Genomic DNA, 20001 nt, shown 5'->3' on the forward strand with positions numbered 1-20001 from the left:
AACAAGACGACAGCCAGTTTAAGGATTTATTCTTTATCAATCAACTTCACGGCTTTTCATAAGATTAGCGTTTTTCGGACTATCAACATGCATTCGTGTCACCGAATTTGCCACCGAGGAACTTTTTTTTTAAAACTTCCAGTGACCTATTATGTGACCTCTTGATGGTGAGAAGTTTAGAGACACATACTATTAAACATGCAAAAAAGCCGTTATTACCTAGTAATAACGGCTTTTAGCTTATTTTGTCTTATAATTTGTTGGGCTACCTGCCCTCAAACTTTAATTCCTTTATAGTCTCATTCATAATGAATTAACAGCTTCCTATTTTCGTAGTGTCACCGAATTAGACACCGACTTTGGCAAAAACCCTCTTTTAATATCCCATTGAGGATTCAAGTTTTGTAATACAAAGGTATCGTTTTTTATCGGATAAACCTAATTAAAGTGACAAATAATGATAAATATCGCATTTAATTTATTAACTTCACAGCGTAAAAAATATAAATTATGCAAAATAAAAGGTATCAGAATTCTTATATTAAAGGCTTAAAAAGAAATGTTATCAATAACACTATAGCAGGAATCGTTATAGCAGGAATAATATTCATTATACAACTGATAGGAGGCTGCGAACAACCGGAAATAACTCATCAAAAAACTCTCATTGACAGTCTGCAAATAAACACGAATGATGAAATTAATGACTGGGACACAGACACCACCATCTACCATACAACCACTAAACCAACTAAATAAAACATTTTTCTTGCTAAATAATCAACCTATAAGTTTATTATCTCGTTATTTTTGCGTATCTTTGTCTTACTATAAAACAAGGAGATATGACATTTGACGACATTACTGGAGATAGAAAATTATGGGCTGTACACTTTGAAGGCGAGGATGATAACGAACTTTATAAGGTGTTCAACAACTGGGCGGACGTGGTTTGGCTACGTGCTTTCTTCAAGGAGAACATTGACGACTTGAACGCCTACTTTAAAATAACAGACATAAAAGAAGCTATCAGCGATACGATTGAAGATAGTGAACGCCTTCGATACATCATAATGGACATCTCCCCGGAAACCGATTTAAGCAAAATATTCCGCCCGCTGGACAACAACCAGGCTTCGGATGTGATGCTGCAAAAAGAAAAGGCCCGGTTAAAACGTAAATACGGTCACTCGTCATGGCTTCGGCTATACGCTATCAAATTGATTCAAGGCAACTACATCATCACCGGAGGTGCCATCAAGCTGACGGCTACGATGCAGGAAAGAGAGCACACCAAGCAGGAACTTGTGAAAATAGACAGGGTTCGACGCTACTTGCTTGAAGAAGGAATCATTGACGACGAAGGGTTTATAGAGTATATTAGTGAATTATAATTTGGGAGGAATGATATGGAAAATCGTATGAAATCTATCGCACAAAGGCTTGAAGAACATGCTTCTCCAACGCCTTCGAAATGGCGTGAGCTGTTTGACTTCCTTGAAACAAACAAGTCTTGGCTCCGACATTCGCAAAATATTGCCATGCTGATGCTGGACAGGATGGAAGAATTAGGAATGAGCCAAAAGCAATTGGCTGAAAAAATGAATTGCAGCCCGCAATACATCTCAAAGGTGTTGAGAGGACGGGAGAACCTTTCACTCGAAACTTTGACCAAGATTGAAAACGCACTGGAAATCTCGATTATCAAAGAGGAACCGATGGCTGTATAGCTCACCACGGCTGCAGTAGGAAAGATTTGCTATCAGATTTTTCCGGATCAGCTGCTGCAATTCGGGAATAGTGCTAGCAAATGTTTCGTCCTGGAAGAAGCCGGCTGCCGGATTCTGCTAGCAGTTGGCAGGGGATAACAGGTTGATGAAGCCGGGATCCTGCCAGGTATGTGCTAGCAAACTGGAAAAAAGTCATGCTTGAAACTTTTCGTCTGATTGCTCACCGTGCCGCCGTGTGGTTCGTGGCAATGCGTGCAGCGGGAATACCGCCGCCCACACAGCCCCGCTCCCCACAGCAGCACTCCGTTAGTGTTTAATCGGAACATTCCTTCACCGGCAGCGTTTCTCGGACGTTCAGTGTTTCTGTGCACCGTGCCGCTTTCCTTGCTTTCCCGTAGCCGTCGGACTGGCGCAAGGAAAGCCGCCCTCTGACAGTGTTTCTATGGAACATTCTTGGGGGAAGTCTCCCCAAAAGTTACTCCGGTGTATAATAGTCGAGGCTTGCCAAGTGGGTGATTACAGAAGTTACTACCGTCTTATATCCGGCTCCGGTTGCCGCTCCCTCACTTGCCGAATACAGCAAAGGAAGCAGCACCCTATGCGATGGGCACTCTTTCGGATGATATCCTTAGCGGAATCTAAGCCCTTGCGGAACGGGTGACAGCTGCGATGCCCGGTGCGGTTTCGCTCCGCCCGGCACTTGCTGCCGGGACTAAGGCGAGAATCCGCTACCTCTTTTCGTCTGACTATAGGAACGGGCTGTTAGTCAGGAGTGCAGCCCTGCGGTGCGGGGTTCCCGTGTTTTATGATTGAGCGGGTTTGTCCGTTTGAACTAGAGGCGTCGAAAGCTTTCTCCGCCGTGCTGACGTGATGTTGCTAGCGCCGTGGTCTTCCGGTTTTTCTAGTGGAGTGCAGCTTTTGCGCAGGAAATCCGGAAGAGCAATTATGTTTAATTAGTCACAAAACCGTTCCGGATTTTGTGCTTTAATTCAACATAACAGCATCTTCCAGATATTCCTGCTGATTGCGAGCTTTCCGTTGTTTCGGGAACGGGTCCAAAAGTTACTCCTGCTTGTGTTCACCCTTTCGGATTGCGCCTTGCGGAATGTAAACGCCCCCACTATGGCGGCAAGCCGCCACCCCGACCACCGCCCCTAAGTTACTTCTGCCTGCCCCGGTTCCCTGCGGGTTTCCTGTTCCTGCGGACTTCGCCTTGCGGCGTGCCTGGCTGACTGTTTACACCTTGCGGATCATCCCTGTTACAGCCGGAGACTTCCGGCGGTCGGCTTCGCCGTCCGCTTCACGAAGCGGGGCGGAACGCCCCGCCGGAAAGTAACGAACAGAAGAAAGTTGTGACATTTGGGCAATTGTCACGGATTTCCTCTGCCAACAAACATATATAACTATATCTACCAAGTCTGCGGATAACAACCATCCATTAAAAGCCCTACCTTTACATCTGTAAACCAACACTATAATCATGTATACCAACGTACACCCACAAAACAACAGCCAAAGTCTGACCAACCGTAGCTACGGCTTTAAAGAACTGGCAGTTCTCTATTTTCCTAGTATCGCACCCGCTTCCGCTTCTATCCGCCTCAAACAGTGGATAAAGGACGACACCAAACTACTTGAAGCATTGCAGGAAACAAACTACCAGTTAAGCAACCGCATCCTCACCCCCAAACAAAAGGACCTGATAACCATCTCTTTTGGTTCTCCCTTTTAAGCCGCAGCGCAGCAGCTACCACGGCTACAGCCCGACCTACTCCGCTAGGGGAACGCCCTGCGGCAAGGGGGAAGAGCACTTCCCCCGACAAGCGTCTCCCCCAAAGGGGGACGGAAGGGGGGTAGAACAAGAATACACAACTAAGAAAAACCACCCACAAAAAACAATGATTAAACAAAGAAACATCACCCTGATCGTGGTTCACTGCACCGCATCCCGTTGCACAAGTAACCTCACCCCGGAAGCCTCGACACCATGCACAAACGCCAAGGCTTTGTCGAATGTGGCTATCACTACTACATCACCAAAGATGGCCGCATACACCACATGCGTGACATCACCCATGTCGGCGCCCACGCCAAAGGCTACAACACCCCGTCAATCGGAATAGCCTACGAAGGCGGACTGGATGCATCGGGACGCGCTGCCGACACCCGCACCGACGCACAAAAACAAAGTCTTGAAATCCTTCTCCGTTTCCTGCTGCTTACCTATCCGGGAGCAAAGATTTGCGGTCACCGTGACCTCTCGCCCGACTTGAACGGGAACGGTACCATAGAACCCTGCGAATATATCAAGCAGTGTCCCTGCTTCTGTGTCTCCGTCGAATACGGGTATTTAATGAAGAATGATGAATGAAGAATTACTATGCAGATGTAAATGTATGAAAGCGCAGCCAATTCTTCATTCATCATTCTTCATTCTTCATTTCCCCTACCTTTGCCGGCAACAATTAAAAAGGAGGTCATAATGAAACCATTTTGGAGAAACACGTTGCGAGTACTGAAAGTTATCGGTAAAATTTTCGTCTGGCTCACCGGAGCTGATGGCCCGGTAGGTGAAAGCGAAAAGAGAACGGACAGCAAAAACTGACGGACAACATCAGAAACCCCTGTTTTGAGGGCTGCGGAGTACAAACCGCAGCCCTTTTTTCATGCACATAATTGCATGATAAGGCACGTATCTTCACAGATAAGAACATACGCCCGCACGCCCACGTGCGTATCATGTAGATTTGCAACATTATTAATCATCAAAACACTAATAAACATGGCAATTACAATTAAACCCGCTTTGCGCAAGAATCCGCAGGACAAAGACGCTGCAGCAAAATACTACGCGCAGGTAGTGCTCGCTCCGGAAATGAAACAGAAACAAATCGTTGAACAGATCGCAGACCGTTGTACGCTGACCGGCTCTGACATCAAGGCAGTGCTTGACGCATTAATGGTAGTCATCAAGCGCAACCTTGCAAACGGTTCACCCGTCCGCCTGGGCGACCTTGGCTCATTCCGTCCTTCTGTTTCCGGCAAAGGCACCGAAGAGGCTGCTAAATGCGGTGCAAGCACCGTCAAGAAAGCACGTGTCATCTATGTTCCTTCTGCTGAAATCAAGGAAGCCGTTGCAATGTATTCTTTCTCCAAGGCAGGAGCAAGCGCAGCGAACGAAGATGGCGAAGGCGGAGATGAGAAACCAAATCCGAAACCTGACGAAGGCGGCGGAGAAGCACCGGACCCGGCAGCTTAAACAGTGACCGGTAACGAGGAAACACCAGCTACCACATTACCCTCGTTTCGCACATCACAAACCAATCAAGAAAAATGCCCGATGAATGAGAAATCATTTCACCGGGCATTTCATTTTCGGGTGTTTGGTGAACGGAATATGCTTCTGAAAGCCTCATAGAAAACGTCAGGAGTTTTTTGAAAAACGTCTGATGAAATAAAAAAAACGTCTGATGAATTTTTGAAAACATATCGAAAGGTTTCTGTTACATTTTTACTTCTTATCCGCTTGTTCTCATGTATTTTATCTCCTACTCCCGTATGATTCCATCTGTAAATAAACATAGTGACATAGACAAAAACGCAATTATCTATAAAGCGATGGGGATGGATAAATGATAAGTTTGCTGTTTTACATCGTATTTTTCCTCTTTTCTTCTACAAAGATAGGTCATGGCCGCCCGTCAGTCAAGAACCGCTACGCTATTTCAGATAAAAATATCCTGCGCTCCTGCGTCGTGCGGTATTTTTACCTGAAATTCCTTGCCTGCCGTTCGTCCATGCCCTAAAAGATGTATAAGAAAAAAGGGAAAAAATGTGTTTCTGTGCAGTATGGGGCAGATAAAAGCGTGTATTAGTCTTAAGCCCAATATCCGCCGAAGTGATTGTGCTTGATTACTTTATCCAACTTCAATTGCTTGCGGCGAAACTTATTGATTGCACGTTTAAACGATTTACGCCCCGATGTGCTGCAGCTCTTTTTTTTCATCCGGCATTGGTAACAATGACAGACACCAATACCTGTATGTGATTCTTTCATTTCTTACTGGGATTTGATTAAAACGGAAGGTCATCTCCAAGTGTCGGGCGGCAATCTCTTACCGTGAGCTTGTTTACCTCAAAGGATTTTATAGAGCAAAGAACATAAGCCTTTCTATTCAAAGATTCTGCTAATCGTTTAGCCTCTGTCTCTGCACTTGTCAGATCGCTGTGTTTATACGCTGGGGTATGCTCACCCTCTACATATACCATAAAAAAGAAATCTTCTTTCTCGCCCATCATATTTCCACTGTCTTGTATAGGGCTTCAAATTTACATTTTATTTTGTGACATTTGAGCAATTGTCACGGATTTCCTCTGTTCGTTACTTCTCGGCGGGGCGTTTCGCCCCGCTTCGCGGAGCGGACGGCGAAGCCGACCGCCGGAAATCTCCGCTATTCAGCAAAGGCTGCCCGCAGGATGCAATCAGTCAATCGGGCACGCCGCCAGGCGCAACCCGCAGGAAGCACAAGCACCCGCAACAGGTCAGAAAACCGCACGGCTTGGGACAGGCAGAAGTAACTACGGGGCGGTGGTCGGGGGCGGCTGCGCCTTTTGCGCCCGCCACCCCGAACGCTACGGAAAGGGCGGTAAAGGTGCTGACCACTGTGGTGGCGTTAACCGTCCGCATGGCTTTTTTCGCCCGGGGGCGGAAAAATAAAACAATCCATATTAAACATAACCACGCATTATGCACCCGACTTGCCTGAATGGCAAGGCGTGCGGGCATAATGACCCGTTATGTTTAATATCGCTACCCTTTTGTTTTTCTGCCGGTCTCTTTTTGGGTGTCCCCCAAAAAGGAAGGCGGACGGAAAACAATTGCTGTCACGGCGCACGCAGCATCACGTCTGCACGCGCCCGAAGGACGGCGAAGGGTGCTTACTTCCACAATACAAACCCGCTCAACCGTAAACCCGGGAACTCCGCACCGCAGGGCTGCACTCCTGGCTAACACTTCCGTTCCCATAGTCAGCCGAAAAGAGGTGGCGGATTCTCGCCTTAGTCCCGGCAGCAAGTGCCGGGCGGAGCGAAACCGCACCGGGCATCACAGCTGTCACCCGTTCCGCAGGGGATACCCTTCCGCAAGGGGGGGCCACCGCATAGGCTGTCGCTTGTAGTCCGGCTGTGCCGGGGTGTGAGCGGAAGCCGGAGCCGTATGCGTCAGGCGGTAGTAACTTCCGTAATCACCCACTTGGCAAGCCTCGACTGTTACACACAGGAGTAACTCTTGGGAAGACTTCCCCCAAGAACGTTCCATAGAAACACTGTCAGAGGGCGGCTTTCTTTGCGCCAGTCCGACGGCTACGGGAAAGCAAGGAAAGCGGCACGGTGCACAGAAACACTGTCCATCCGAGAAACGCTGCCGGTGAAGGAATGTTCCGATTAAACACTGACGGAGTGCTGCTGTGGGGAGCGGGGCTGTGTGGGCGGCGGTATTCCCGCTGCACGCATTGCCACGAACCACACGGCGGCACGGTGAGCAGTCAGACGATAAGCCGCTCGCGAAAGTAATCTGCTTGGTTCGGCACTTGCCTATTACCTTCACTTGCTATCACATACCTGTCGGGATCCCGGCTCCATCAACTTGATATCCCCGTTAATTGCTAGCAAATTAGTTGCTCCGGAACGAACCGGGAACAAGAATCCGCTAGCAGAATCCGGCAGCCGGATTCTTCCAGGATGAAACAGTTGCTAGCATTATTCCCGATCTGCAGCACACGATCCGGAAGAATCCGCTAGCACTTTTACGCAGCTCGAACACACGATCCGGAAACATCTGCTAGCAAATCTTTCATTGGCCAAGATCTTCCGGAGCGTATTTTGCTAGCAATCGTTTCCCCTACTCTTTCTCCCTGCCCGCTTTCTCCAACTTGTCGAGTGCCGACAGAAAACCCCGCACGGCTTCGCCCTGCTCCCGGTACTTTCGTTTCAGTTCTCCGTGTTCCTTCGCTTCCTGCTTGTAGTGGGTACAGAAACGGGGGTATTCCTTGACGACGTATTTAATCGCTTCGCTCCCGCTCTTCTTCCCAATGATGTCTTTGAGTATCTCCAGTTGGGCGGCTTCTTCGGCAGTCAGCCGTAGCGTGATGGTACTTACTTTTTCGCTCATGACCACCCACCCCCTTTCTCTCCGGAGACGGACGGTTCCAGCGAATCGGTGACTTCCCCGGCTTCTGTTCCGGCGCGCCCCGCTTCCACTTCCGCCTCTTGTTTCCGGTTCATCACTTCCGCCCGCCGGTATGCTTCCGCATACGTCTGGCAGTGTATTCCGTATCTCTCGATAGTGACGCCCGCGGCTGTCACTTCGTGCGCCACGCACCACCCTGTACGCATTTTGCGGGGGTAATACAGTGGCGTCTTGTTTTTATCTTCACTCATAACCGTGTGGCTTACGCCGTTTTTTGCAATTCGTTTTTCTTCACTTTTTTCAGCCGTGACCTGATGAAGCAGCTCACCGAGAGAATCCGCCCTTTCGATCGTCGTATTTCCCGTATCACTTCCTGCAGGACGTCTTCTTTGCCTTTCGCCTCTTCGCATAGTTCGTCCATGTCGTAACTCGGCACGCCGATACCCGACAGCATCTGCCTGACGTTATGAACGCCCTCTTTCACTTCATCCGTATGTTCTTCCATCATCCGCAGGCGTCCCGTCTTCACCAGTCCCCACAGGGCGGGCAACACGTCTCCGGTGAACGAATAACGTCCGCCGCTCGCCTTCAACTCTTCAATCAGTTGCCATATCGGGCTGTCATCCATGGCAATATTTTCTATCATCAGAACCTTACGGACATCTCCTTTCGAACACCCCAGATTGTAGCAGGTTTCACCCAGCCGCTGCAACTTCAAACGGTAATCTTCAGAATGTTCCGGACGTTTCCCGCAGGATTCTGCGGAAACATTTCCCCTATTCCCGTCCGGAGAGAGTGAAACTTTATCCTCATCATCCCTTGCCGGCGGAATAGTCCGGGGGATAGAGGGGGAATTTTCTTTACTCTCCTTTTCTTTGTGCCGTTTTTCCGCAGAATTCCGCGGAGTTTCCGGAGTTTCCGCAGAACTCTGCGGAATAATGGCGCCAGAAGATATTCCGGCAGCGGTTGCAGTCTCTTTTCCGGTACCGGCCGCAGTCTCTCTCTGGGCATCTATTTGGGGAGAACCATAAACAGCTTCTCCCGTTTTCGTCTCGATTTCCTGACCGGAGAAAAGAGGTAGTGGCGCAGGTAACGGCGCACTATCCATGCCGGATGGCGCATCTTGTATCTCGACAAGCCGTATGTCTTCGGGCAGTACTATTTTTTTCTTGGCTCTCCGGCAGATTTCAAGGTATCGCTGCTGAATATCCACAGAAGTAAGTACATGATTCGTATGCCAAGTGATGGTATCGAACAATTCCACTTCCGTGCAATATTCAATGATCTTTTCTACCCGCTCCTCTTCAATGCCCCAGTATTCGGAAACATCAAAAAGCTGGTCGTCCGTGAAACGGATATAACAGCCTTCAACCCGGTATATCTCGTTTTGGATATACTGGTACACTGCATACCCTTCGCAGCCGTACCGCTTCTTCAGGCGTTTTACCTTGATGTCCTGAAAGCGGTCGGTTTCCGCCTGATAATATGATAATCCTGTTTTTGCCATTGTCGCTAGATTCTTCTACTGTAATTGGATGCGAGGTAATTCATGATTTCTTCTTTGCTGTAGAGAAATATCCCACCCAGTTTGTAGAATGGGATTGCGTGCTCCGCACGCATGTTCCTTAACGTTGAGTTGCTGATGTTGAGCAATTTGCATACATCCATGGAGCGGATAAACACGGCATCTTCCGGAACAGTTTCGAGTGTGACGGGTTCCACGGGTTTGTACTTCGGTTTTCCGGTGGCTTTCTCCTTTTGGGATTCCACGACTGCTTTTTCAGATTCCTTTTCAGGTTTCACGATTCTCATGCTGTTGGTTTCTGTTTTCATGATTTTGTTTTTTTATGTGAGTTAATTATCAGGGGTTAACCGGCGTTTATCCATGCAGGTGAAAGCTACCCGGTCGAGGTCTTTCAGTTGGCTGCTGTCGAGGGCGTAGATAGTTTTTATAATCCACCCTTTCAGAACGATTTCCCGGTGTCCTTCCCTGTTGGCGTAGTGATGCAGCGCACGGGTGACTGCTTCCTTCATTTCCTGTCCGGAAATGAGGTTCTTCTCGTATGCTATCATGCTATCGACAGCTTTCTGCTCCAGTTCTTCCTGGCTGATGGTTGCGGTTGTTTTCATCCGTTTACGGCTTTATTATCGGGTGATTTTTGAGATTCCTTTCTGGTGTACAATTCTTTGAGAGCCGCCATGTCGTCCATGACTTTCGTGTCCAGAATCTTAGCGTAGATTTGCGTCGTCTTAATGCTGGTATGTCCCAACATTTTTGACACAGTTTCAATCGGTATGCCGTGAGACAGGGTGATAGTGGTGGCAAAAGTGTGCCTCGCCATGTGGAAAGTGATAGGCTACGCAAGGAAAAGCAGGCAGAAGAAGATTAAACGTAAACCGTTTGAAATGAGCATTGTTTCAGTATTTTGCCAAATTGAGAAAATGCAAATGACAACGTAATATTGAGGTTGTTCAGTTACCAGACCGTTAGCCGGGCAGTTACCGGAACAAGAACAGGTAACGGAAAGCAATGAAAAGAAATCCTCACCGTTTTGTTTGCGCTCATACACAGTATTTTGCATATCAAGGAACGCTTATATGGCAAGTAACTTTGCACTAAAAAAATATAAGCGTATGAAAGTAGAAAAATTCAAGGTGCTGCTCTACCTCAAAAAGAGCGGACTGGACAAGTCGGGCAAGGCTCCGATAATGGGAAGGATTACGGTGAACCGCACGATGGCTCAGTTCGGATGCAAGTTGTCCTGCACTCCCGAATTGTGGAATTCTCGTGAAAGCCGTCTGAACGGCAAGAGCCGCGAGGCGGTGGAGACCAATGCCAAGATTGACAAACTGCTGTTGGCAGTAAACATGGCATTCGACAATCTTGTGGAGCGCAAGATTGATTTCGATGCCACCGATGTGAAAGACCTTTTTCAAGGCAGCATGGAAACGCAGATGACTCTCATGAAAATGACCGATGTTGTTTGTGATGACATCAAGTCGCGTATCGGCATAGACCGTGCCAAAAGTACTTATCCCGGCTATCACTATATGCGGCTGGCACTCGGAGAGTTCATCAAGCATCAGTACAAGGTCAAGGATTTGGCTTTCGGGCAACTGACGGAACAATTCATCCACGACTATCAGACATTTGTCACGGAAGAAAAAGGACAGGCAATCGATACCGCCAGACATTATCTTGCCATACTGAAGAAGATTTGCCGTCTGGCTTATAAAGAGGGATATGCCGATAAAATCCACTTCCAACATTTCACCCTGCCGAAGAAAACGGAAACGACTCCACGGGCATTGAGCTGTGAATCGTTCGAGAAAATCCGTGACGTGGAAATACCTGCATACCGCAAATCCCATATGCTGGCAAGGGATATGTTTCTTTTTGGATGTTACACAGGTGTATCTTATGCGGATGTCGTTTCGATTACCCATGCTAATTTGCAGACAGACGGGGACGGGGCATTATGGCTGAAATACCGCAGAAAGAAAAACGAACTCCGTGCCAGTGTAAAACTATTGCCCGAAGCAATTGCACTTATCAATAAGTATAACAGTGAGGACAGAGAAACCTTGTTCCCTTTACTTCGCTGGCCCAATCTTAGAAGGCACATGAAAGCGTTGGCGGCACTGGCAGGCATCAAGGATGACTTGTGCTATCATCAGGCAAGACATAGTTTTGCCTCGCTGATTACGCTCGAAGCTGGTGTGCCGATTGAGACCATCAGTAGGATGTTGGGGCATTCCGATATTTCCACCACTCAGGTGTACGCCCGTGTCAGTCCGAAAAAACTCTTTGAGGACATGGACAGGTTCATCAAAGCTACCGAGGATTTCAAACTTACCCTTTAATACGGCAAACGATATGCGAAGTACATTTTCACTATTACCCTATATCAACCGCAGCAAGGTAAAGGCTGACGGTACGACCGCCGTTCTCTGCCGCATAACCATTGACGGGAAACAGACTGTCATAAGCACAAGTATCTATTGCCGTCCCGAAGATTGGAATGGCAAGAAGAACGAGATAAAGTCCACAAGGGAAAACAACCGCTTGCAGGAATATCTCCGGATCATTTCAGAAGCATACGAGGAAATACTGAAATCGCAAGGTGTAGTCAGTGCAGAGATGTTGAAGAGCTACATCACCCAAAACAACATTCATCCGACTACCCTCCTGCAAATGGGAGAATGGGAACGGGAGCGGTTAAAGAAACACTCCGAGGAAATAGATTCAACCTCCTCCTATCGAAGTTCAATGTATTACCAGAAGTACCTGACAGACTATATTGTGTCATCGGGTAAAAAGGACATCTGTTTTGAAGAAGTTACAGAGGACTTCGGCAAATCTTATAAGACATATCTGAAAAGATGCAAGAACTTCGGGGCATCTCAGACCAACCATTGTCTGCGATGGTTGAACCGCCTGTTGTATCTGGCGGTCGATAAGGAGATAATCCGAGTGAATCCCTGCGAGGAGTTGGAATATGAAACCAAACCGGAGGCAAAGCACAGATACATCAGCCGCGATGAGTTCAAGAAGATACTTTCCACCACGATGTACGACAACAGGCTGGAGTTGGCGAGACGGGCTTTCATATTCTCCTGCCTGACAGGATTGGCGTATGTGGATATACAGTTGTTGCATCCCCACCACATCGGGATGAATGCGGAGGGCAGACGGTATATCCGTATCAACCGCAAGAAGACAAAGGTGGAAGCGTTCATACCCCTGCATCCCATAGCGGAACAGATATTGTCGCTGTACAACACGGTCAATGACGAACAGCCCGTATTTCCGCTTCCTAACCGTGACGCCTTGTGGTTTGAAATTCATGAGTTAGGTGTAATCATAGGCAAAGAGGATAACTTGTCCTACCACCAAAGCCGACATAGTTTCGGAACTTTCCTTATTTCAGCGGATATACCGATAGAGAGTATCGCCAAGATGATGGGGCACTCCAATATTCGGACGACACAGGGATATGCACGTATAACCGATGACAAAATCTCAAAGGATATGGACAAACTGATGGAACGCCGGAAGAAACAATCTACCGGCGAAAAGACAAACAAAAGTAACTAAACAATGTCAATGCAATATATTATGGATAGAGGTATAATCACAATCAGTGAAGCGGGTATGGTCACTATTCCGACCGCACCCGTATGGATGACACAATTCGAAATCGCCGACCTGTTTGGAGTATTCTCTTGTGACATTCGTAAAGCGATTCATGCTATATATAGGAATAAGGAGTTAAACGAATGTGATACGATAAAATATATCAAGCAACCAGATGGTATCAGTTATGATGTTTATAATCTTGAAATGGTTATAGCCATTGCATTCAGGATATGCAGTAGAGAAAGTATCTTGTTCAGACGATTTGTGATAAATGAAATCTACGCCACCAAGAAAGAGAACTCAATAACATTGTTTGTATCTTGTGGCAGAGGAAGCAACCTATGGTATAGTTGAGGTTCATCCCATCAGTCACCTGTTCCCGATGCTCGGATGCAAAGGTAGCGCATGGCACTGATGGCAGTGGCAAGGTCAGGCGGCAAAGCCGTTTCGGGCAGAATCTTCCTCCTGCGGAGCGTATTCAGCCCGAAAACCTTGCCTCTGCCGACCATACGCTCGAAAGGCATCCGGCAACGGAAACAAGCGACTGACGGGAAATCAGAAGACAAAGAAAAGGAACGGCTAACAGACGAAGCGGAATCTTGATGCTTCATCCGTAAACCGTTCCTTTTTCTTTTTGCTGTCAAGTCCATTACTACCGCAAATTATAGGGCAGACGGCAAACTGCACTCTTTCAAGAAAATCAGATTGCCTTCTGTCTGTAGGCGGAGCGGTAGCCGTCAGTTAGCATCTTCTCTATGTCGGATTCACGGTAGAGGATTTTGCCACCTAATTGGATATAGGCTATCCGTCCTTCGTTGCGGTAGTCTTGAAGTGTTCTTCGACTTACCTTCAACCGTGCTGAAACCTCCTTGTCGGTAAAGAAACGTTCTCCGCCCAATGTCGGGCGGTAGTTGGCGGTCAGGCGCTCGTAGTTGTCCAGCAGACGGTCAAGGCTGCCCATGAAGTGGATTATCCACTCGTTGTCTTTGTTAATCAATTCGTTCATGTTACTTTGAATTTAGTGGGTATTGTTATTATACTTTATTTATTGCACTGAGATTATATCGTCCGTCCTTTGAATCTCGCTTCTTTTCGTCTATCCTCCACAACGGAAACGATACGCTGCACATCTTCGGGACGGTAATACGTCTTATGGTTTATTTGTGAGTAGGCAAGCGTACCGTTGTCCCGCAGAGTCTGTAACGTGCGAGGACTGATGTTCAGCATCCGGCACACGTCCTGATTGTCCATCCACTCACTTATTCTCTTTTCGCCGTGCCGTTGGCAGATTGCTTCCATACGGTGGACGAAGCGGTCGAACTTGGCGACCATCGCCTCAAAGGTCTTTCTTTCGATAGATACGATTTCCATATACATTCTTCTTTGCTGTTATTGTTTCTTTTGCCGCAAAGGAATATATAATCAGTTATCCGACAATGGATTTTCTAAAAGTGGAAGCATGTGGCACCGGTATGGCATAGGTTGTCCGGGGTACTATTTATCGTTATCATCTTAATTGGGGATTTTAGCAAGAATGCCAAGAACAAAATAAGGGCTTAATTCAAATTTACCCGTAAATACATCTTTGTTCTTCCTGTGATTCATATCCGGCAAATCGAAGAAGTCTGCACCATTGTTCATACCGCCATAAGGCAAAACTACACAAAATTGCCTAACAGAATCCAAGTCCTTGACTGCCTGAACTAAAGCCTCTTACTTTGCTACCGACAAACGGTCAACTATGCGCATACAGACCAACAAGTATTCACTTTAACAAGAAACAACAATGAGCAAGAAATTCAAAAACATTGAGAACGATGAAGCGTTCAAGAACTTCAAGTTGGAAGACTATATGCCTTCCATGCCCAAACACGAACCGGAAGAGAGTTCTTCCGTAACAGAACAAGAACCTGTTGTGAAAGCGGGCAATCTCTTTCCTGTATTGGACGAGCCGGAAACAAGCGAGGGATCAGACAACGAGACAAAGAGAATAGAGGCGGATAACCTTAGCGTGGAACGGACAATCGCCAGACGTATCAGCAGCAAACAGCGCAGACTGTCATTGGACGAATACCGTGCCACCTTTCTGCGGGTACCCAAGATTGCCGACCGCAAGCCCGTGTTCGTCAGTGGGGAGGTCCGTGATAGGCTGGACGAAATCGTGCGCCGCCTCGGTGGACGTGGCATGAGTGTATCAGGGCTTATCGAGAACCTCGCCCGTCAGCACATGGAAGCCTACAGAGAATACATCGAGCAATGGCGTAAATTGTAGGAATTAAGACGAGACTAACCGGGTACTTTTAGGGCATCTTTCAGAGTTGCTCTAAATCACTTGTAACGATGTTTGGAGGGGCAAGTTTATGTTTCGGGCAGACCGAAACCACTTGCCCCGCTCCAAACATCGCAGGGAAGGCACATCCCGTTGGTCTATCTACTGTATAACTACTATAATCAGTAATCAAATCAAGAAACAGAAAATCATGGACAACGAAAAAAGGAAGAATAATGTAAAAGGCAACAGACGGGAGCGAGCCAACAAGGGAGGCCGTCCCGTCAAAGGAGCCACCGAGAAACTGCAATACCGTATCACGGTGAAGATGGCAACAGAGGACTACTACCTATTGAAATCCAAAGCAAAGTCAGCAGGTGTTTCTGCCAGTGAATTCATTCGTGGTTGCATTACAGAAGGCAGTGTGAAAGAACGGCTATCGAAAGAGCATGGCGAACTTATCCGCAAACTCTGCGGTATGGCGAACAATCTGAATCAACTGGCACGAAAGGCGAATGCGGAAGGGTACGCCTCCGTGTTTATTCCCTGCCGCACACTGATGATAGAGATAGACAATCTTGTAAACCGAATACGCCTATGATAGCAAAAATCATGAAAGGCTCGGACTTCAAGGGTGTGGTTTACTACATCCTGAATGATGAGAAGGGTACTCAAATCATAGATGCGGATGGTTTATTTCTGGAAAATAACGACACGATAGCGCAAGGATTTATCGGGCAAGCACAGATGAATCCGATGGTAACAAAGGTTGTCGGGCATATCGCATTGAGTTTTTCTAAGGAAGATGCGCCACGACTGAACAACGTAGTCATGGCGCAGATTGCCCGTGAGTATATGGAACGGATGGGTATCAAGAACACACAGTACATCATCGGGCGGCACTTTGACAAGGAGCATCCGCATATGCATATTGCGTTCAACCGCATCGACAATAATGGCAAGACCATATCCGACAGGAACGACCGCTTCCGCAGCGAGCGTATCTGTAAGGAACTTACCAAGATGTACGGGCTTCATTTTGCCAATGGCAAGGAGCAAGTGAAGACAGACCGATTGCGTGAGCCGGATAAGACGAGGTATGAGTTGTTCCAAATCTTGAAAACGGAGGTCAGCAGATGCAAGGTTTGGAATACCCTGCTTGAAAGATTAGAACGGCAAGGTGTAGATGTGCAGTTCAAATATAAGGGACAGACGGATGAGATTCAAGGTATAGTCTTTACGATGAACGGCTATCGTTTCAATGGTTCAAAGGTGGACAGGCAATTCAGTTACTCCAAGATTGATGCGGTATTGAACCGTAACAATTACGAGGAACGGCAGATACAACCGCAACCGCAGACTAATCGGGAAGAAATAAGCCCGATTTCAAGTGTCGGCGGCGAACTTATCAATGGCTCATTAGGCTTGTTTTCTCCAAGCAATATGCCGGAGGAACAACAGCCATACGACCCATATCTGAAAAACAAGAAAAAGAAGAAACAACGTAAAATCAACTGGTAATCATGGCAGACAACAATGTATTCATCCTCTTTGAGGAAATCAAGACCGCCTTAAAAGGCATAAATGGCAAGCTGGAAGCATTGCCCAAGGTGGCAGGACAACAACCACAAATAGAAAATAATGAACCGGATTTATCTCCAATTAAGGAGGCTATTGTGGAAACGGCAAAAACTCAGTCTGGAGAAATTAAGGGCTTGTTGGATAAGCACTGGAAGGCTTACGCACAGATTTCCACCCTGATACTGCATCACCTTGATACAATCAAGAAGTCGCAGGATGAACAAGGTGTGCAACAAGAGCCACAACCGCAGGAGCATATCCACCGGCATAGTTTTGACATCAAGTCAAGCAAGGTTTTTTCTTTCGTTGTGGGATTGGGTGTGGCATGTGTCTTATCCCTGTGGGGCAATATCTCGCAATGGCAGTCCAATAGGAAGTATTCCGATGATGCGTTGAGGTTCCGTGCTATCCGCTCTTGGGGTGGATGTGATGCCAATGATTTGCTTTGGTTGAACAAGGTGTTTGACATCCACCGAGACGAGAAGGCCATTGAGTGGATACGGAAGCAGGCTGATGGGTATGAAACATCCCTGAAAGCGGTTTCCGACAGCCTGATGCAGGAGAGTATCAAATCAAAATCCGATTGATATGGCATCGGTAAAGGTCAAGTTTCGTCCCTCCACCGTGAACGGCAGGGAGGGTACACTCTACTATCAGGTCATCCACAACCGTGTGGTCAGACAGATAAACACCGAGTATAAACTTTTCGTTTCGGAATGGGACCGCCATTCCGAAACGGTTGTCTTACATCGTATATCAACAGGACAAGAGCGGAACAACTATCTACTTTCAATCGGTTCACGCATCACGTGGGACAAGGACAGGCTGAACAAGATTATACATGCGTTATCCCAATCCGGCATATTTGTAACGGATGATATAGTCATACACTTTCATGACAACAGGCAGGAACAGTCGTTTAACGCTTACATCAGCCAGCAGATAGCGAGACTGAAACGCTTGGGAAAGATACGCACCCCGGAAACCTATACAGCCGCCCTCAGAAGTTTCAGTAGCTTTATGAATGATAAGGAGGTCTTGTTTGACCAGCTTAACGCAGATTTGTTTGCAGAGTACGAGGCTTATCTAAAAAGCAGGGGAAATACGCCCAATACCATATCCTTTTATATGCGTATCCTGAAAGCGGTTTATAACCGTGCGGTGGAAGCCGGATTGACCGAGCAACGGCATCCGTTCAAGTCCGTTTATACAGGAGTGGAGAAAACCATGAAACGAGCCATATCGCTCAACGACCTTAAACGCATCAAAGGATTAGACTTGTCGTTGAAGCCCAATCTTGATTATGCGCGTGATATGTTCCTGTTCTGTTTCTATACAAGAGGAATGTCATTCATTGATATGGCTTATTTGAGGAAGAAGGATTTGCAAAACGGGATTCTTTCTTATCGCAGACGTAAAACGGGGCAACAGCTATTCATCAAATGGGAAAAGTGTATGCAAGAGATTCTTGACAAATATCCGATAAACGAAACAGAGTACCTGCTACCAATTATCACAAAACGGAATGAAGATTATCGGAAGCAATATGCCAACGGACTTCATCGGGTGAACCATTTGCTGAAGAAAATCGGGAAGAATCTGAATCTGCTGATACCCTTGACAATGTATGTCGGTCGGCATTCGTGGGCAAGTGTCGCCAAGAGCCGTAATGTGCCTATATCCGTCATCAGCGAGGGCATGGGGCATGATTCTGAGAACACCACACAGATTTATCTTGCATCATTAGATACTACAGTGGTGGATAAAGCCAATAAGAAGATACTGGATTTGCTGTAAAGTCGTGAATGTTTTGCGAATCAGTCCAACGCTTACCAAGAGACGGATGAGTTGCCTTATTCCATTGATATTGAGTTGTATTTTCCCTCTTTATGGATAATTTCGCAAAACATCCGATATTCCTCGCAAAACAAAAGCATGGCAATAAGTAAGATTTTCAGCGTTTTATATCCTAAAAATCATTATTTTGCGTAATTTTGCATTGTAATATCCGTCTCTTGGTAAGAGAAGAACCTTTTTCCCTTATTTCTATAAGAGACGGGCGTAAACTTGAAATAAAATGCCCGTTGAAGTTGACATATTGGAAGATAGTATCTTTCGGCTCTCGCCCGAACTGTTGAATATCCTGCTCAAAGACCATACAACGAGTAAGGAGGATATTCAGCGCAATATCTTTTGGGCTACTTCCGATTATGAATATCTAGGCGAAGGGTATCAATATGATTCGCCAATTCTTCCCTGTCTTATTACCAGAGATAACGGGCATGTCATCATGCCGCGTATCCTCAAAAGTCGTGACACCCAAACCGCACGTTCGCGAGAAATGGCAGAGGTGTTCACTCCGTCATGGATATGCAATGCGCAGAACAACCTGATCGATGAAGCATGGTTTGGAAGAAAGGATGTGTTCAATACGGAATACACCGACAAACAAGGCTGTCATCGGTGGAGACCCAACTCAGAGAAAATTCAATTTCTGGAAGGTAAGACTTGGAAAGATTATGTACGTGACAACCGACTGGAGATAACCTGCGGGGAAGCCCCTTATATCGTCAGTCGCTATGACACCACAACCGGAGAGACCATTCCTATTGAGGAACGCATTGGTTTGCTTGACCGTAAGTTGCGGGTAGTTGGCGAAAACACGGAAACTTCCGGCGAATGGTTGGAGTGGGCACAGGAAGCGTACAAAAGTATATACGCTTACGAATGGCAAGGCGATAACTTGCTGATTGCCCGTGAATCCATGCTTATCTCCTTTATCGAATACTATCAACAAAAGTTCGGCAAGCGACCCTTGTTGAAATCCATCAATTATATCGCCTACATCATTTCATGGAACGTCTGGCAGATGGACGGGCTTAAAGGTGTCGTGCCGAATAGTTGCTGTGAACGTCGGACGGTTGTAGCCGACTTGTTCGGGACAAGGGAAGAAGTCAGTCAATGCGAAGGCTGTCAGAAAGATGACATCCGCAGGCACAACGGTATCTATTGCCAAATCAAGGACTGGCGGGCCAAAGACCCTAAAACAGGAAAAATGGGAAAACGAATCCGATTTATCGACCTCATAAAATAG

At 46.9% G+C, this 20001-nt stretch carries 27 protein-coding genes and 2 pseudogenes; 16 read left to right on the forward strand and 13 right to left on the reverse strand.

Annotation, left to right across the window (positions count from 1 at the left end):
* Positions 1 to 510 precede the first annotated feature (510 nt).
* The 3 genes from KFO40_RS08270 to KFO40_RS08280 all read left to right on the forward strand — a co-directional run bounded on the left by KFO40_RS08270 (position 511) and on the right by KFO40_RS08280 (position 1730).
* Positions 511 to 759, forward strand: coding sequence for a hypothetical protein (locus tag KFO40_RS08270; RefSeq protein WP_008770401.1), 249 nt, complete (start codon positions 511 to 513; stop codon positions 757 to 759).
* 86 nt (positions 760 to 845) lie between these two features.
* Positions 846 to 1394 (forward strand): hypothetical protein, encoded by a 549-nt coding sequence (locus tag KFO40_RS08275; protein ID WP_211146254.1) that lies wholly within the window; start codon positions 846 to 848, stop codon positions 1392 to 1394.
* A gap of 15 nt (positions 1395 to 1409) precedes the next feature.
* Positions 1410 to 1730, forward strand: a complete 321-nt coding sequence (locus KFO40_RS08280; RefSeq protein ID WP_008770400.1) for a helix-turn-helix domain-containing protein — start codon at positions 1410 to 1412, stop codon at positions 1728 to 1730.
* A 1236-nt stretch (positions 1731 to 2966) separates the two neighbouring features.
* On the opposite strand, the gene KFO40_RS08285 is transcribed toward KFO40_RS08280, so the two are convergent.
* The gene (locus tag KFO40_RS08285) at positions 2967 to 3104 is read right to left on the reverse strand and encodes a hypothetical protein (RefSeq protein ID WP_211146255.1); all 138 of its coding nucleotides are present in this window, start codon (positions 3102 to 3104) and stop codon (positions 2967 to 2969) included.
* 106 nt (positions 3105 to 3210) lie between these two features.
* Between KFO40_RS08285 and KFO40_RS08290 the strand changes: the two genes are divergently transcribed.
* The 4 genes and pseudogenes from KFO40_RS08290 to KFO40_RS08305 all read left to right on the forward strand — a co-directional run bounded on the left by KFO40_RS08290 (position 3211) and on the right by KFO40_RS08305 (position 4989).
* Positions 3211 to 3462: a DUF4248 domain-containing protein gene (locus tag KFO40_RS08290; protein WP_211146256.1), complete on the forward strand. Its 252-nt coding sequence runs from the start codon at positions 3211 to 3213 to the stop codon at positions 3460 to 3462.
* 166 nt (positions 3463 to 3628) lie between these two features.
* A pseudogene (locus tag KFO40_RS08295) lies at positions 3629 to 4101 on the forward strand (N-acetylmuramoyl-L-alanine amidase).
* Between the two features lie 111 nt (positions 4102 to 4212).
* Positions 4213 to 4335: a hypothetical protein gene (locus KFO40_RS25825; RefSeq protein WP_259295886.1), complete on the forward strand. Its 123-nt coding sequence runs from the start codon at positions 4213 to 4215 to the stop codon at positions 4333 to 4335.
* 177 nt (positions 4336 to 4512) lie between these two features.
* Complete coding sequence (locus KFO40_RS08305; protein WP_121960477.1) at positions 4513 to 4989, forward strand: HU family DNA-binding protein; 477 nt, start codon at positions 4513 to 4515, stop codon at positions 4987 to 4989.
* A 618-nt stretch (positions 4990 to 5607) separates the two neighbouring features.
* Here KFO40_RS08305 and KFO40_RS08310 read toward each other — a convergent pair.
* The 9 genes and pseudogenes from KFO40_RS08310 to KFO40_RS25650 form a co-directional block, all read right to left on the reverse strand.
* The gene (locus KFO40_RS08310) at positions 5608 to 5787 is read right to left on the reverse strand and encodes a hypothetical protein (protein ID WP_121960475.1); all 180 of its coding nucleotides are present in this window, start codon (positions 5785 to 5787) and stop codon (positions 5608 to 5610) included.
* A 17-nt stretch (positions 5788 to 5804) separates the two neighbouring features.
* Entirely contained in the window at positions 5805 to 6029 is a 225-nt protein-coding gene (locus KFO40_RS08315; protein WP_248005569.1) for a hypothetical protein, read from the reverse strand.
* A gap of 814 nt (positions 6030 to 6843) precedes the next feature.
* Complete coding sequence (locus tag KFO40_RS25645; protein ID WP_248005570.1) at positions 6844 to 7335, reverse strand: hypothetical protein; 492 nt, start codon at positions 7333 to 7335, stop codon at positions 6844 to 6846.
* A 294-nt stretch (positions 7336 to 7629) separates the two neighbouring features.
* The gene (locus KFO40_RS08325; RefSeq protein ID WP_211146257.1) at positions 7630 to 7899 is read right to left on the reverse strand and encodes a hypothetical protein; all 270 of its coding nucleotides are present in this window, start codon (positions 7897 to 7899) and stop codon (positions 7630 to 7632) included.
* Entirely contained in the window at positions 7896 to 8123 is a 228-nt protein-coding gene (locus KFO40_RS08330) for a hypothetical protein (RefSeq protein WP_227237051.1), read from the reverse strand. The genes KFO40_RS08325 and KFO40_RS08330 overlap by 4 nt, the downstream gene beginning before the upstream one ends.
* A gap of 56 nt (positions 8124 to 8179) precedes the next feature.
* The gene (locus KFO40_RS08335; protein ID WP_211146258.1) at positions 8180 to 9424 is read right to left on the reverse strand and encodes a DUF4373 domain-containing protein; all 1245 of its coding nucleotides are present in this window, start codon (positions 9422 to 9424) and stop codon (positions 8180 to 8182) included.
* Between the two features lie 5 nt (positions 9425 to 9429).
* Entirely contained in the window at positions 9430 to 9750 is a 321-nt protein-coding gene (locus tag KFO40_RS08340; protein WP_211146259.1) for a helix-turn-helix domain-containing protein, read from the reverse strand.
* 21 nt (positions 9751 to 9771) lie between these two features.
* Positions 9772 to 10047: a hypothetical protein gene (locus KFO40_RS08345; RefSeq protein WP_055235525.1), complete on the reverse strand. Its 276-nt coding sequence runs from the start codon at positions 10045 to 10047 to the stop codon at positions 9772 to 9774.
* Positions 10044 to 10271 (reverse strand): annotated as a pseudogene (locus KFO40_RS25650) (tyrosine-type recombinase/integrase); the annotation flags it as partial. The gene KFO40_RS08345 and the pseudogene KFO40_RS25650, both read right to left, overlap by 4 nt.
* Before the next feature lie 280 nt (positions 10272 to 10551).
* Here KFO40_RS25650 and KFO40_RS08355 point away from each other — a divergent pair.
* From KFO40_RS08355 to KFO40_RS08365, 3 genes are read left to right on the forward strand one after another with little or no spacing between them, the layout of a single operon-like run.
* On the forward strand, positions 10552 to 11781 hold the full coding sequence (locus tag KFO40_RS08355; protein WP_032588648.1) for a site-specific integrase: 1230 nt from the start codon (positions 10552 to 10554) through the stop codon (positions 11779 to 11781).
* Between the two features lie 13 nt (positions 11782 to 11794).
* Complete coding sequence (locus KFO40_RS08360; protein WP_195434640.1) at positions 11795 to 13015, forward strand: site-specific integrase; 1221 nt, start codon at positions 11795 to 11797, stop codon at positions 13013 to 13015.
* 21 nt (positions 13016 to 13036) lie between these two features.
* Positions 13037 to 13411: a hypothetical protein gene (locus tag KFO40_RS08365; RefSeq protein WP_032588735.1), complete on the forward strand. Its 375-nt coding sequence runs from the start codon at positions 13037 to 13039 to the stop codon at positions 13409 to 13411.
* 11 nt (positions 13412 to 13422) lie between these two features.
* On the opposite strand, the gene KFO40_RS08370 is transcribed toward KFO40_RS08365, so the two are convergent.
* The 3 genes from KFO40_RS08370 to KFO40_RS08380 all read right to left on the reverse strand — a co-directional run bounded on the left by KFO40_RS08370 (position 13423) and on the right by KFO40_RS08380 (position 14428).
* The gene (locus KFO40_RS08370; protein WP_117589642.1) at positions 13423 to 13668 is read right to left on the reverse strand and encodes a hypothetical protein; all 246 of its coding nucleotides are present in this window, start codon (positions 13666 to 13668) and stop codon (positions 13423 to 13425) included.
* 89 nt (positions 13669 to 13757) lie between these two features.
* Positions 13758 to 14063 carry a helix-turn-helix domain-containing protein gene (locus KFO40_RS08375; protein ID WP_016212903.1) on the reverse strand — a complete coding sequence of 102 codons (306 nt, stop codon included), beginning with the start codon at positions 14061 to 14063 and terminating at the stop codon, positions 13758 to 13760.
* A gap of 53 nt (positions 14064 to 14116) precedes the next feature.
* Positions 14117 to 14428 (reverse strand): helix-turn-helix domain-containing protein, encoded by a 312-nt coding sequence (locus KFO40_RS08380; RefSeq protein ID WP_022199349.1) that lies wholly within the window; start codon positions 14426 to 14428, stop codon positions 14117 to 14119.
* Between the two features lie 415 nt (positions 14429 to 14843).
* Between KFO40_RS08380 and KFO40_RS08385 the strand changes: the two genes are divergently transcribed.
* The 6 genes from KFO40_RS08385 (at position 14844) to KFO40_RS08410 (ending at position 20001) form a co-directional block, all read left to right on the forward strand.
* The gene (locus KFO40_RS08385) at positions 14844 to 15329 is read left to right on the forward strand and encodes a DUF3408 domain-containing protein (protein WP_195434639.1); all 486 of its coding nucleotides are present in this window, start codon (positions 14844 to 14846) and stop codon (positions 15327 to 15329) included.
* A 208-nt stretch (positions 15330 to 15537) separates the two neighbouring features.
* Positions 15538 to 15927: a plasmid mobilization protein gene (locus tag KFO40_RS08390; protein WP_195434638.1), complete on the forward strand. Its 390-nt coding sequence runs from the start codon at positions 15538 to 15540 to the stop codon at positions 15925 to 15927.
* Positions 15924 to 16847 (forward strand): relaxase/mobilization nuclease domain-containing protein, encoded by a 924-nt coding sequence (locus KFO40_RS08395; protein WP_195434637.1) that lies wholly within the window; start codon positions 15924 to 15926, stop codon positions 16845 to 16847. Before KFO40_RS08390 ends, KFO40_RS08395 begins: the two co-directional genes overlap by 4 nt.
* Positions 16848 to 16849: 2 nt before the next feature.
* Positions 16850 to 17494 (forward strand): hypothetical protein, encoded by a 645-nt coding sequence (locus tag KFO40_RS08400; RefSeq protein ID WP_195434636.1) that lies wholly within the window; start codon positions 16850 to 16852, stop codon positions 17492 to 17494.
* 1 nt (position 17495) lies between these two features.
* The gene (locus tag KFO40_RS08405) at positions 17496 to 18704 is read left to right on the forward strand and encodes a tyrosine-type recombinase/integrase (RefSeq protein ID WP_195434635.1); all 1209 of its coding nucleotides are present in this window, start codon (positions 17496 to 17498) and stop codon (positions 18702 to 18704) included.
* Positions 18705 to 18984: 280 nt separating this feature from the next.
* Positions 18985 to 20001, forward strand: a complete 1017-nt coding sequence (locus KFO40_RS08410; protein ID WP_195434634.1) for a restriction endonuclease subunit M — start codon at positions 18985 to 18987, stop codon at positions 19999 to 20001.

It is taken from the genome of Bacteroides sp. 1001302B_160321_D4, assembly GCF_015667765.1.
Lineage (GTDB): Bacteria > Bacteroidota > Bacteroidia > Bacteroidales > Bacteroidaceae > Bacteroides > Bacteroides xylanisolvens.